The organism is Butyrivibrio sp. WCD3002, from assembly GCF_000424265.1.
Lineage (GTDB): Bacteria > Bacillota > Clostridia > Lachnospirales > Lachnospiraceae > Butyrivibrio.
Genome location: NZ_AUJO01000008.1, coordinates 165,084 through 179,578 on the forward strand (window position 1 = coordinate 165,084; position 14,495 = coordinate 179,578).

General features: G+C 43.6%; 11 protein-coding genes. All 11 read right to left on the reverse strand.

The annotated features are described in order from the left end of the window. Window positions 1–120 precede the first annotated feature (120 nt). Window positions 121–1,323, reverse strand: a complete 1,203-nt coding sequence (gene thiI, locus G608_RS0110930; RefSeq protein ID WP_026496053.1) for a tRNA uracil 4-sulfurtransferase ThiI — start codon at window positions 1,321–1,323, stop codon at window positions 121–123. Between the two features lie 93 nt (window positions 1,324–1,416). Then, complete coding sequence (locus G608_RS0110935) at window positions 1,417–2,625, reverse strand: cysteine desulfurase family protein (protein WP_026496054.1); 1,209 nt, start codon at window positions 2,623–2,625, stop codon at window positions 1,417–1,419. Window positions 2,626–2,666: 41 nt separating this feature from the next. Then, window positions 2,667–3,449, reverse strand: a complete 783-nt coding sequence (locus tag G608_RS0110940; RefSeq protein ID WP_026496055.1) for an RsmE family RNA methyltransferase — start codon at window positions 3,447–3,449, stop codon at window positions 2,667–2,669. Window positions 3,450–3,464: 15 nt separating this feature from the next. Next, a complete protein-coding gene (gene prmA / locus G608_RS0110945; RefSeq protein ID WP_026496056.1) occupies window positions 3,465–4,523 on the reverse strand; it encodes a 50S ribosomal protein L11 methyltransferase in 1,059 nt (352 codons plus the stop codon). Between the two features lie 248 nt (window positions 4,524–4,771). Continuing rightward, window positions 4,772–5,953: a Gfo/Idh/MocA family protein gene (locus tag G608_RS20920; protein WP_051209195.1), complete on the reverse strand. Its 1,182-nt coding sequence runs from the start codon at window positions 5,951–5,953 to the stop codon at window positions 4,772–4,774. Between the two features lie 89 nt (window positions 5,954–6,042). Then, window positions 6,043–7,281, reverse strand: a complete 1,239-nt coding sequence (locus tag G608_RS22880) for a PD40 domain-containing protein (protein ID WP_051209198.1) — start codon at window positions 7,279–7,281, stop codon at window positions 6,043–6,045. A 237-nt stretch (window positions 7,282–7,518) separates the two neighbouring features. Next, window positions 7,519–8,700 (reverse strand): molecular chaperone DnaJ, encoded by a 1,182-nt coding sequence (dnaJ, locus tag G608_RS0110960; protein ID WP_026496057.1) that lies wholly within the window; start codon window positions 8,698–8,700, stop codon window positions 7,519–7,521. Window positions 8,701–8,869: 169 nt separating this feature from the next. After that, a complete protein-coding gene (gene dnaK / locus G608_RS0110965; protein ID WP_026496058.1) occupies window positions 8,870–10,741 on the reverse strand; it encodes a molecular chaperone DnaK in 1,872 nt (623 codons plus the stop codon). A 61-nt stretch (window positions 10,742–10,802) separates the two neighbouring features. Further along, on the reverse strand, window positions 10,803–11,468 hold the full coding sequence (gene grpE, locus G608_RS0110970) for a nucleotide exchange factor GrpE (RefSeq protein WP_026496059.1): 666 nt from the start codon (window positions 11,466–11,468) through the stop codon (window positions 10,803–10,805). 31 nt (window positions 11,469–11,499) lie between these two features. Further along, window positions 11,500–12,531, reverse strand: a complete 1,032-nt coding sequence (gene hrcA / locus G608_RS0110975; protein ID WP_026496060.1) for a heat-inducible transcriptional repressor HrcA — start codon at window positions 12,529–12,531, stop codon at window positions 11,500–11,502. Window positions 12,532–12,913: 382 nt separating this feature from the next. After that, on the reverse strand, window positions 12,914–14,389 hold the full coding sequence (locus G608_RS0110980) for an ISLre2 family transposase (RefSeq protein ID WP_026496061.1): 1,476 nt from the start codon (window positions 14,387–14,389) through the stop codon (window positions 12,914–12,916). Window positions 14,390–14,495 lie beyond the last annotated feature (106 nt).

The window sequence follows — 14,495 nt, forward strand, 5'->3', positions numbered from 1 at the left end:
GGTACTAGGGCGTCAAAAAACGCCGCCCAAGTGCCGACGTTTTTTAAAGCAGCTTCGTGGATCATACATGTTTTCCGGTTCTGCCAGAAACAGATTGAAGCGCTGATACACTAAAATTCCTTATACCTCTAACTCTATGATCTCATCTGTATCAAGAGCAGTCTGAACTAATTCATCTATCTTCTCTACCAAGCGCTTCTCGTGAGCTCTTATAACCTCAAGGCGAGGCTTGGTTACGGGGTGCTTCGCAACAAAGATTGTGCAGCAGTCCTCGTAAGGAAGGATTGATGTCTCATATGCACCGATCTTAAGGGAGATGTCTACGATGTCCTGCTTGTCGAAGGCGATGACAGGGCGATATACCGGCATATCCTGGACAACCTCGTTGGTGGCCATAAGTGACTCCATGGTCTGTGATGCCACCTGGCCGATGCTCTCACCTGTAATAAGTCCGATGCACTTATTCTGAGCAGCGATCATGTCTGCAATTCTCATCATATATCTGCGCATGATGATAGTAAGCTCATCATGAGGACACTCTTTATAGATATACATCTGAATATCGGTAAAGTTGATTACGTGGAGTCTTACCTTACCTGTGTATTTTGCAATTACTTTTGCAAGGTCAACAACCTTCTGCTTTGCTCTTTCACTTGTATAAGGCGGAGCATTGAAATAAACTGCTTCAATCTCAACACCTCTTTTAGCTATCATATAGCCTGCAACAGGGGAATCAATTCCGCCTGAAAGAAGAAGCATTGCTTTTCCGCTGGTACCAATGGGCATTCCGCCGGGTCCCGGAATAATCTCTGAGAAGATATTTACCTTCTCACGAATCTCAACACTTATGAGAATGTCAGGATTTCTAACATCAACCTTCATCTCCGGATAAGCATCAAGGACCTGTGCCCCGATCTCAGCTGCTGCCTCCATTGAATCAAGGGGATAGGTCTTATCAACACGTCTGCACTTTATCTTAAAGGTCTTGTTCTTATCAGGGTATACGCCATCTATGAACTTAATGACCTCCTGTGAAAGGCCGTTTATATCAGGAAGCTTGTTATCTCCGTCTCTTTCAATGCAGACTGCAGGACAAATACCTGTTATTCCAAATACTGTCTGAAGTGCTGCAACGGTCTCATCAAAATCAAAGCCTGCAGCATTTAAATATATTCTTCCCGAAACTCTGAATATACTAAATTTGCCCTCGCATTTTTCAAGAACTCGCTCCATCTGCTTAACTAGTGCTTCCTCAAACAGATATCTGTTCTTTCCCTTGATACCTATCTCTGCATACTTAATTACAAATGCATGGTACTGCATAATAATTTCCTTCCTAAATACATACCACGATGCAGTCCTGTTTTCTCAGGAATGCATTCAAACTACTTACGTTAACATTATCTGCTTCCAAGCTTATCGCCTTGCAAACTGTCTCAGCATCGGAATAATCTGAGCAAAAGCTTCTACTGTATCATCTATCTCTTGTTCCGTAGTAAACTCAGACATACTAAGTCTGACTGTGCTGTCAAGAAGCTCCTTGGGGAGACTTACTGCTTTTAGTGTAGCTGATACGCTTGGATGATTTGTTGCGCAGGCACTACCTGCAGATACATAAATCTCTTTATCTTCCAAGGCATGGAGTAAAACCTCAGCCCTTACTCCCTTAACGGATACGCTTATTATGTGGGGAGCAGTATTTCTTATGGCTTTTGAAAGTTCCTCATCCGAAAGCTCTAAGATATTCTTATCTTCGGCAAAAAGTCCGTTTATTCTGATGTCTGGAAGTTTTTCCGAAAGTCCCTTTATCAGTCTTTTCTTAAGAGAATACAGCTTTTCTGACTTCTCATCAAAATCCTTATATATCATCTCTGATGCAAGGCCCAGTCCTGCTATTCCGGGAACATTAAGAGTACCTGAACGAAGTCCTCCCTGCTGGCCACCGCCATAGCTTATGGGAATTATTCTTACTCCGGATCTTACATATAAAAAGCCAATACCCTTAGGTCCGTGAATCTTATGTCCGCTAACTGACATCATATCGATTCCCGCCTGCTTAAGGTTAAAGCGATACTTGCCGTAGCCCTGAACCGCATCCACATGGAAAAGAATATCGGGATTTTTCTTGTGGATTATCTGGGCAGCTTCTTCAACGGGCTGTCTTGCACCAATTTCGTTATTAACTGCCATTATGGAAACAAGGATAGTGTCCTCTCTGATGGCACTTTCAAGTTCTGCAAGATTGATCCTGCCATCTTCTCCTACACCGAGGTAAGTCACTTCAAAGCCCTGTTCCTCAAGATATTTCATTGTATTTAAAACCGCAGGATGTTCAACCGCTGTAGTTATAAGGTGTTTGCCCAGCCTTTGCTTTGCCATGGCACCGCCTATTATTGCAGTATTATCTGACTCTGTTCCGCCGGATGTAAAAAGAATATCCTTTGCATTTACTTTAAGAGTCTTTGCAATCTGCTCTGCTGCCTGCTTCGTATAATTCTCTGCCACAACGCCCATGTGATGCATGCTTGACGGATTACCGTAATCCTCCGTCATTGTCTTCACCACAAGGTCTGCCACCTCTTTGTAAACCCTGGTGGTTGCGGAATTATCTAAATAAATTTCCATTACCGTTTCCTTACTAATGCCGGTTGGCAATCAATTACAATTCAAACTTCAAAAGTATACATTAACCACGCCAGCATTGTAAAGCCCGCAGTTTCTGTTCTGAGGATTCGCTTACCCATAGTGATGGTCTTAAATCCGTTTTCACCTGCAAAAGCCACCTCTTCATCGGCAAAGCCGCCCTCCGGGCCCACAAAAATTCCAACACTCTCCCCGGGCTTAATACTCTCAATGACCTTTTTGGTATAATCCATACCCTCAGCCATCTCGTAGGGAAGGAGCTTTACATCAATCTGCTCAGCATACTTAACTGCTTCCTTATATGACATTGGCATCGTAACCTCAGGAATAGCTCCGCGCTTACTCTGCTTTGCAGCTGCCTCTGAAATGGCATTCCATCTTTTCACTTTCGATGCCGCTCTTTTTTCATCAAGCTTCACAACGCATCTTTTCATGGAAACAGGGATGATCTGATAAGCTCCAAGCTCAACCGCCTTCTGGATTATGAGCTCCATTTTATCTCCCTTGGGAAGTCCCTGGAAAAGATATATCTTTGAAAGAAGCTCTGCCCCGTTTTCCTTTACAAAACGCAGCTCTCCCACAAGCTGAGAATCCTCTATGGACTCTATACCGAATCTATACTCTTTTCTTCCGGAAAACTCATCCTCAGCTCCGGGAATTCCATCTTCATCCCTGATGCTTACGGAAAACTCTTCGCCCACCTTCATTCTAAGGACGTTCACCATGTGATTGAAATCATCACCGTCTATGATTATTTTCTTTCCATCATCTATAAACTGAGCACTGTCAGCAAAAAAATGGTACATTTCTGTTTCCTTCCATTACTTTTTGGAGATTACTGATACCCATTCTCCCTGTCTCGTTACTTCAAGCACCTCAAGACCTGCGTCCTTATGAGCTTTAACGATAACATCCTCTTTTGCCTCGATAATTCCTGAAGTGATATAGATTCCGCCATCCTTAAGAAGTCCCGGAACAATAGGAGTAAGAGGAACAAGGACATAGGGCAGGATATTTGCAACAACTATATCGTACTTGCCATAGCCAACTTCATCCTGGACCTTTTTATCGTCTATAATATTGCCTATTATCAGGTCAAAATCCTTTTCCTCAATATCATTCTGCTTTTTATTATCTGCAACCGCAGGCTCAGAGCAGGGGTCAAGGTCTGTTCCCACAGCATGTCCTGCGCCGAACTTAAGAGCCAGGATTGAAAGCACGCCGCTTCCTGTTCCTATATCAAGAATCTCTTCACCGCCCTTAACATATTTTCTGAGGGCTCTTATGCAAAGCTGAGTGGTCTCATGCATTCCGGTTCCAAAGGCTGTACCCGGATCGATATGGAGTGTGATATTTGCCTTTTCCTTATCCTTCTCGCTGGGCTCTTCCCATGAAGGAATTACAAGCACATCATCCACAAAGAATTTATGAAAATACTGCTTCCAGTTATTTATCCAGTCCACATCCTCTGTAATATCGACAGATATTGTACCGTCTCCTATATCCGAAAACTCTCTAAGCTCATCAAGGACTTCCTTAATATTGGCCTTCATCTCATCAGGTGTTCTGAAAACTTCAACCTCATTACCGTTTTCATCATACTCATGAAGTGTAAGGATATTCTCATCGCTTACTTCCACAAAGAAGTTAAGGTAAGCAACGCCGTCTTCACCGGGAGCCACAACTGCGCAGCTGTCAACGCCGGTTTCTTCATCATCGGCATCCTGAAGGTCGTCAGTGAACATCTGCTCTTTATCTGCGGCAGTAAGAGGCGCGTTATCCTCAATCTGAGCACCCTCAAGGCCGATATCCATCATGCTGCTAACAATGATATCCTCCGACTCCTCATTAGTCCTTATTCTAAATCTCATCCATTTCATGTTATTCCTCCTAACGCCTTGTAATCATGTATATTGCATTCAGCTGACGCTTTCGCTCGATTTCATGCGTAACGGTACTAAGGCGCCATAATACGGCACCTAAGTACCGACGCATTCAAACGCAGCATCATGCATCATACATGATTTCAAGGCTGTTATGTGAAAAATATAATATAAATTGTTAGTTCTTCGATTATATAGAGGCAGTAATGCTCTCGTAAGGTAAATCTTTTGGTATTCTGTATAGATCAAATGAGAGAGCGTTCCGCGTCGCCTCTGCCGAAACCGCCGAATACTGTGGAGTAGTATCCAGGGGTTAGGGTGGTCATTTCAAAGTTTGATTCTACCACGTAGGTGGTGCCGGTTTCTGCTGCTATGTCGATGCCCTTGAGGATCTCCATACAGTGGAGGCCGTACTCCTTGCTGCAGCGATTGGTTCTGCCTGCAAGAACGGAATAGGCAAGCTCTGCAACTCCGACGCCTCTGCTTCCGTAGTGATCAAAGGGCATAGGTTCTGATACTTTATTTACGCCATTATATCCGTGGGTAAATGGAAGTGTTACCCAGTCATTCTCTGCAAGAAGAATCTCTGTCTTGCCGTTAAAGGTATCAGGATTCCCCACCTTCATTATTCCGTTTGTACCAAAGAGCATTATAAGATTCTGCTCATTGTTTATGGTGTTTCCATTTACATGAAGACTTACAAGGGCTCCGCTTTCGAACTTCAAAGCTGCAGCTACCACATTGCTGCCCGGAATCTGCCAGCTGTCCTTCTTTTCATCTGTAAAAAGAAGTTCCCTTTCATGAACCGGCGCAGGACTTGTAAAGGCCCTTATCTCTTTAACAGGTCCAAGCAATGTCACAAGAGTCGCCACATAATAGATGCCTACATCATAAGGAAGGGCACCTCCATCCTCCTGCAAAAATCTAAATAGCTCAGAGTTGAGGTTCTGATTCCTGTTTATTGAGACAACACCGCCTGTTACGTCGCCTATCATTCCTCTCTCTAAAGCAAGTCTTGCTGTCTGTGTTCCTGCTCCAAGAATGGTATCAGGAGCAACACCGATTAGAAGATTTTTTGATGAAGCAAGCTCTACCAGTTCCCTTGCCTGATCCACATCTGTGGTGAACATTTTCTCTGTATAAACATGCTTCCCCTTAAGGAGCATCTTTTTGATTATATCATAGTGGGCTGGCGCAGGCGTAAGTACAACCACCAGCTCAATTTCAGGATCATCAGCCACTTCATCAATGGTCATTGCTTTGGAAATTCCAAAAAAACCGGCCTTTTCTTTTGCCTTGTCCACAGTTCTGTTAGCGATTGCCACAAGATCCGTGACACTAAAAAGCTGTGCCAGGTTCCTGATATAGATATCGCTTATCATTCCGCATCCCACAACTGCTGTTTTCAATTTTCTCATTTCGCTCATGCTTCCCCCTTATCAGCTAAAGTTCTGCCTTATCATTTAAAGTTCTGCCATGGTTTTCAATAATAGCACCAAGCTCCGCCTATCACAAATCACTGATGCATCAGCTCATAACTTACAAAAGCAACATATCTGCTATCCTCTGACCAGGAATTAACATTTATTGCCCCCTGTCCTCCAAAGAATGACAGCAGTTTCTTCTTATTATTCCCATCATAGTCCATGAGCCAAAGCTCCACATTCATGTTTGGAAGATGCTCTCCGGGATCCAGCTCATCCTTTGCATAGGATAAGTAGATTACCTTCTCTCCATCAGGAGATACATGCGGAAACCAGTTATTCCTCTCATTATCAGTCATCTGAGTCTGTCCGCTTCCATCCCGGTTCATTCTCCAGACCTGCATAAGGCCGGACCTTGTGGAGTTCATCCAAATATGCTTTCCATCAGGGCTCCATCCATGTAAAAAGCTGGGAGTATTTGGAGTTATGAGTCTTGGCTCTCCTCCATCGATAGGAAGAATATATATCCTGGATGTAAAGCCTTCTCCTATTGCTCCGTGACTTACAGCAATATATTTTTCATCCGGCGACAGCACATGGTCGTTATTGCAGTTGTCGCACTCTCCGCTTGGAATTTCTTTCGTCTCACCTGTATTAATTCCGTAGCTCCATATCTTACCTTCGGAATTGAAAATCAAGGTGTTAGTGCACTTCACCCAGTTAGGAGCTTCTATTACCTTATCGAATTTTTGCAGTACCTTAACCTTTCCGGTCACAGTGTCGAGGATATTTAAATAGCTGACAGAATCATCCCTACACTGGGACAGGTATGAAAAGCTCTCTCTAAAATGCTTAAGGTCATCAATGATGTCCCCATCAGAGCTGTCCTGATCAGCTATCTGAATAAGCCCCTGCGCTCTCGCAAACTGAAAAACTGAACCCACATCAAGCTCGCCATCACCAATCCTTACTTCCCTAAAGCTTCCGTCAGCATCCTTCTCAAAATCCTTATAATGTACCGATTTAACTAAATCCTTATTTCTCCAAAGCAGAGAAACCGGGTTCTCACCTGCATGCATTGCCCAGCCTGCATCCACCTGGGCATAAACTTTACCAAGACAGATCTCCAGCAGGTACTCATAGGCACTTACACCATTTATTTTTGTTTTTATATCAGCATCTTCATTGTGTATAAGCAGCTGACAGCCTATCTCCTCAACAGAAACACAGGGCTCTGCCAATTTGAAACCGGCACCGGATATCTGTTGTACAGTATCCTCACTACACCCCTTTTTACTGAAAACCCCAAATAACATCGCGGAAAATCTCATGCTGACCTCCAATCAGAAAAAAAGGCAACAGTATTCGAAAAAAATATAATATGTCCATTTATTTGACACCTGACAGATAAATTATTAAAAAATTTACCTCTAATAATTTTAACACAACTAATTGGGGCTGTCGCTTATTCCAATGTTTAGAAATCAGAGTGCAGTTTTCCATTAAAAGACCCATCTGAGGCACAAACCACAGATGGGCTGATAATCATTAAATATATGTGCAGAGGTTTATTTTTTCTTACCGAAGAATCCGCCCTTTTTCTTTCCGCCGTTATCGTTATCACCGTCGGAATCGCCGGTAATGGTATCGGCTGCGTGAAGACTGTCACCGGTCTTCTCATCAAACTGCTTAAGCAGATCCTTAGCTTCCTTAGAAAGCTTATCAGGAACCTGAACAACCAGTGTTACATAGTGGTCACCACGGATGTCCTTGTTTCTGAGGGTAGGAACACCCTTACCGCGAAGTCTTACACGGGTATCTGTCTGAGTTCCAGCCTTAACATCATAGAGCACCTTGCCGTCAACAGTATCGATTGCCACTGTTCCGCCAAGAGCTGCAATAGCATAAGACATAGGAACTGTTGAATAAATATCGTAATCCTGTCTCTGGAAAATAGGATGATCTGCAACAATAACCTCAACAAGCAGATCTCCTCTGGGTCCGCCGTTTCTTCCGGGCTCACCCTTTTCACGGATACGAACGCTCTGTCCGTTATCTATACCTGCAGGAATTGTAACCTGTATTCTCTTATTGCTTGAAACATATCCTGTTCCACCGCAATCCGAACACTTATCCTTAATAACCTTACCGCTGCCACCGCAGTCAGGACATGTCTGAACATTCCTTACTGTGCCAAAGAAGGACTGCTGTGTAAATACAACCTGACCCTTACCGCCGCACTTAGGACACATCTGTGCTGTTGTGCCGGGCTTAGCGCCTGTTCCCTTACATGTAGGGCAGGGATCCTTGAGTCTAAGATCGAGCTCCTTCTCGCAGCCAAATACAGCCTCTTCAAAAGTAATGCGAACGCTGGCTCTGATATTAGCACCCTTGGCAGGACCACTTCTTGCGCCCTGGCTTCTTCTGCCGCCGCCGAAGAAATCACCAAAGATGTCACCAAAGATATCGCCAAAGTCTGCGCCGCCAAAGTCGAATCCGCCATATCCGCCGGCTCCGCCTTCAAATGCCGCATGACCGAACTGATCATACTGACGTCTCTTCTCAGGATCACTAAGAACCGCATAAGCCTCGGAAGCTTCCTTGAACTTATCAGCTGCAGTCGCATCACCGGGATTCATATCAGGGTGATACTTCTTTGCAAGTACGCGGTATGCTTTTTTTATCTCATCATCACTTGCGCCCTTGCTTACGCCAAGGACCTCGTAATAATCGCGTTTCTGTTCTGCCATGTGTCTCTCCTAAATCTATAATTAAGTTATGCCTGGAATTATCCGTTAATAAACCGGCCTTGAATGAGCCAAGCCATGTGATTACTAAAAGCCCAATCCATAGTACATTATGTATTGGGCATTAGCAATCTTTATATTATTAAACTTTTATTAAATGGTAGCTAAGTGATTATACTTCTCTATAGTCACCATCAACTACATCATCAGCACTGCTGTTGTCTGTGCTCTGAGCTGCGCCGCCCATACCAGACATGTCAGGGCCTGCACCTGCTGCTCCCTGTGCATTCTCATAAACCTTAGCAAAGAGTGCCTGAGCATCTGTCATGAGCTTCTCTTTCTGGCTCTTTAATGAATCGATATCGCTGTCTGTAAGCTCACGATCCTTGGTCTGCTCAAGAGTATCCTTAAGAGCCTTGAGGTCATCCTCTACTGTCTGCTTCTGAGAAGCATCAATCTTGTCACCAACCTCGTTAAGAGCCTTCTCTGTCTGGAATACGAATGAGTCAGCGTCATTTCTTGCATCAATGCCTTCCTTACGCTTCTTATCCTGTGCTTCGTACTCAGCAGCTTCCTTGATAGCCTTATCGATATCCTCATCAGACATGTTGGAGCCTGCTGTGATTGTGATATGCTGCTCCTTACCTGTTCCAAGATCCTTAGCGGATACGTTTACAATACCGTTTGCATCGATATCGAATGTAACCTCGATCTGAGGAACACCTCTCATTGCCGGAGGGATTCCATCAAGACGGAACTGTCCAAGTGACTTGTTGTCCTTAGCGAACTGTCTCTCACCCTGAAGAACGTTGATATCAACTGCTGTCTGGTTATCAGCTGCTGTTGAGAATACCTGGCTCTTCTTTGTAGGAATAGTTGTATTACGCTCGATAAGTCTTGTAGCAACACCACCCATTGTCTCGATTGAAAGTGAAAGAGGTGTTACGTCAAGAAGAAGGATATCGCCTGCACCCTCATCACCTGCAAGCTTACCGCCCTGGATACCGGCACCGATAGCTACGCACTCATCTGGGTTGAGGTTCTTTGAAGGCTCATGACCTGTGAGCTGCTTAACCTTCTCTACTACGCAGGGAACACGTGTTGAACCACCAACAAGGAGAACCTTGCCAAGGTCTGAGTAATTAAGACCTGCATCCTTCATAGCGTTCTGTACAGGAATAGCACTTCTCTCTACGAGGTCGTGGATAAGCTCCTCAAACTTAGCTCTTGTAAGGTCCATATCAAAGTGCTTAGGGCCTTCTGCTGTAGCTGTGATGAAAGGAAGGTTGATGTTGGTTGTTGTTGAAGAAGAAAGCTCCTTCTTAGCCTTCTCAGCTGCTTCCTTAAGTCTCTGCATAGCCATCTTATCGCCTGAAAGATCTACGCCCTCTTTAGCCTTGAACTCAGAAACCATCCAATCGATGATCTTCTGGTCGAAGTCATCACCACCAAGGTGTGTATCACCATTTGTTGAAAGAACTTCGATGACACCGTCACCGATCTCAATGATTGATACATCGAAGGTACCACCACCAAGGTCATAAACCATGATCTTCTGCTCTTTTTCGTTATCAAGACCGTAAGCAAGAGCTGCTGCTGTAGGCTCGTTGATGATACGCTTTACTTCAAGACCTGCAATCTTACCTGCATCCTTGGTTGCCTGACGCTGTGCGTCATTGAAATAAGCAGGAACTGTGATTACTGCTTCTGATACTGTTTCGCCGAGATACTGTTCTGCGTCTGCCTTCAGCTTCTGAAGAATCATAGCTGAAATCTGCTGAGGTGAATACTTCTTACCATCGATTGTACGGCCGTTGTCTGTACCCATATCTCTCTTGATAGAAGCGATTGTGTTCTCAGCATTTGTAACTGCCTGACGCTTAGCGGGCTCACCTACAAGACGCTCGCCATTCTTTGTAAAAGCTACGATTGAAGGTGTTGTTCTTGCACCCTCTGCATTTGCGATAACGGTGGGCTTACCACCTTCCATAACAGCTACGCAGCTGTTAGTTGTTCCTAAGTCGATACCTATGATCTTACTCATTTTTATTACCTCCATGAAAAATCTAATAATTTACAAATATAAAAAATACGACGCTAAGTGATTACTTAGCTACGGCAACCATGCTGTGTCTAAGCACTGTGTCGTGGAACATATAACCCTTCTGAAGCTCCTGTGCTACGAATCCTTCCTCAACCTCTTCGCTGTCAACCTGCATTACTGCGTTGTGGAAATTAGGATCAAATTCCTTTCCTACAGCCTCGATAGGTGTTACACCAAGATCCTCAATCTGCTTCATGAGCTGCTTGTATATCATGTTCATTCCGTCTGCAAAAGCGGAACCCTTTTCTTCTTCAGGGACTGCAGCAAGTCCTCTTTCGAAGTTATCTATAACAGGAAGTATCTTCTCAAGTACATTGGATGCTCCCTGGTCAAACATCTGCGCCTTCTCTTTATCTGTTCTCTTACGGAAATTCTCGAACTCTGCAAGCTGGCGCATGTACTTATCCTGCATCTCCTCGAATTTCTCCTTGAAGGGGTTCTTCTTCTCCTTCTTACCAAAGAGGCTCTTTTTTTCGCCATCAGCGGCGCCTTCTCCGGCATCCTCTGTATTATCTTCTTCTGCCTCTGCGCTCTCAGCCTCAGCTGCCTCTGCAACCTTGTTAGCTGCATCAGCTACCTGCTTAGCCTTTTCTGCAACTTCCTGCTGAAGCTCCTTCGCAGTCTTAGAAGTCTTTTCAGCTGTGTCCTTTTTTACTTCCTTACTCAAAACCGATACTCCTTTTTATTTGTTACCTGTACTATTCTTTCTTATATAAATCATCCAGAGCTCTCATCATATTCTTAAGTGCTCCGACAACCTTGTCGTAATCCATTCGCTTGGGACCGATAATTCCGACGGTTCCTCGCATTCCCTCACCAAGATCATATGTAGCTGTAACTACACTGCAGTCCTTCATGGACTGAACCGGTGACTCATTACCTATATAAACCTGGATTCCTGCCTCTTCGGTGCTGCTCTGCAGCGTGTTCTCCACAAGACTGGTCAGATCGCTCTTTTCCTCAAAGGTAGTAATGAGGTCGCTTGCTCTTTCTTTATCAGCAAGCTCGGGATATCTGAAAATATTATTTGCTCCGCTTGTATAAATCTGAAGGTCCTCATCCTCTGTGATGGCCTCTGCAGCTGCATCTATTATCTTACCTATGATATCGCTGTGGATTCCGGCTTCCTGCTTCATAGCAGCTATAAGGCCAAGATTGATATCCTCAACGGAAAGTCCTGCAAGTCTGGTGTTAAGCAGGATGTTCAGCTTCAAAAGATCGGCCTCTGAAAGCTCCTGTTCTACATCCACCATACGATTCTTAATGACATTTCCTTCTATTACGATAGTGGTAAGCAGATGCTCCTCATCAACTCTGGAAAGCTGAGTAAATTTCAGCTTGTTTCTTTTGATCATAGGAGCTGAGATCATTGACGCATAATTGGTATCAACAGCCAGTATCTTCGCAACCTGCTTAAGGAGCTTCTCAAGCTTCTCCTCTTTATCAAGAAGCATCTCCTTCATGTTCTCAAGCTTTTCTTCCTTCTCGGCAAGCATCTCATCAACATACACGCGGTAACCCTGATCGGAAGGAATACGTCCAGCTGATGTGTGGGGCTGGATTATAAGTCCCATCTCTTCAAGATCTGCCATCTCATTTCTGATGGTGGCTGAGCTCAGGTTCAGATCGGTGTACTTTGAAATGGTCCTGCTGCCTACAGGCTCGCCTGTTTCAAGGTAATTGCGTACAACTGCATGAAGTATTTTCTTTTTTCTTTCATCTAATTGCATGCTCTCACCCCTTCTCTAAGTGTTAGCACTCATTCGCATTGAGTGCTAACATCTTCTGTAACTTAAGTTACCACTATAAATTTAAGCTGTCAACCCAAAAAGCTAAAATAGGGCCGCGTAAATTTACCTACGGAAATAAAAGGTTAGAATCCACCAAAGAAGCTCTGATAAAAAATCAGGCTTTTGAAATATTGGTTTTATATTACGCTTTTGATTTCCTTATGGCAACCCTACGCTTAGTCCTCTTGTATGTTTTTGAGCTGAGGAAAATATGTATGTCAAGGGCATGCCTCTTAGAGGTGCTTTGCACCCTTGACATACATATTTCCTCTGCTTTCCGGTTGATCAAGAGGACTAAGCTCAATAATGCATCTCCAATGCCTTATAATCCAGCGATGTGATGATTGATGCATAGTTTTTTCTTTATCTCTGATGGAAGCGTTCCCTGTATAGCAGCCATATACTTCCCAAGCTCATAGTGTCTGTTCTTTTCAGATTTCATTACCTCTGTAGGTGAGAAATATGACATCTCATAACCTGCAGCATCTTTTAATTCTTCTCTTTGGAACTTAGCTAGTTCAAGCATATCTCCACCGTTGTAGAAGTATGCTCTGAGCCTTCCCATTTTTCCTGCTCCACACTTGCTCCATCCCATCGGCCTTGAGCTCATTCGTGATGATAAAACATGGCTCACATGTCCTTCAGCGCTACACCCTGGTAGTTTTCTTCTATTACTCAGCCTGACTTTGCATGGCATCCAGTTATCAAGGATATATTTTCTTCCTTCTTCAATGCTCGAAGCCTGCTTTTTATCACCGGCTTCAAGATACTCCTTTATCATGTCCACGTATGAATTAAAGTCATTCTTAGTCTTTTGCATGATGATCTTTCGGAGTTCTGAAATAGCATCCCACTGACTATCCTGGAGATGGCTGGTAATCTTTCCAAGGTACTTCTGCATATGAAACTCATCCATTGTCACTATGACTCCGGAAACATTTTTCTTCCCAGCTTCAATCCATGCACCACCATCGCCATTTATGTATATCTTTTCGATACGACTCATATCATAGTGTGTATCTATATATGCGTAGATGCGCTCCCAGAAGGCATCGTTTGTCTCACTGGTACTGTCAGAGCAAAAGTAATGAGGATTGATAAGCCTATGTCTCTTACTCTTTGGGGATTCATTTTCAATACCTTCATAGACATAGACTAGCTTTTCTATCATGCTGTTATACTTATAACCATTTTCACCTTTGATCAGATCACCCTTTTTCTCCTTGAACTGGAGCGATACATGATCCTCGTCAGCATCTATGTACAGGAACTGTACGAATTTCTTATCTACCAACACTTCATCTTCGGGTGAAAACTGCAATGCATGTATTTTCTTCATCACGGTCTGTTTACTGACAGAATCGAGTATGCTTGTTTTTTCTCCGCCTCTTCGATATGAAGTCTGAACTGTTTCTTCTAAAAGCCTTGCTTCTGCGTCCTCTGTCATTCTTTCATGAGGATCCATCCCCATGAGCATATCTATGATATAAGAGCGTTTTCCTTCTGCTTTGTTTTTGAACAAAGTCTTGTTGTAATTAACGCTACCAAGGGATGTTATAAGCTGCTTGGCCTCGTGTCTGTCCACCACCCATGAAAGCTTTCTCATCTCACTTTCTGTGATCATCTGATCCAGATATCCAAGCGTCTCCTCTATCATTCTTATACCAGCCTTATGAAGCTCATCTGTCAGCTTAGTAATGTAGGATGCGATATCTGAGGGATCTTTCAAAAAATCATCCTCAAGCCTTTCAAAAACTGGTACACATTCCTCGTTAAAATACTGTATACTTTTTACCATGGAGAACACCTCTGTCTTTTATAGTTTGGTTTAGTCACCTTTAACTTTATCAGACTTTGGTGTTCTCTTGTGTTTTATTTAATCCGAGTGAAAATTTACGCTAGCG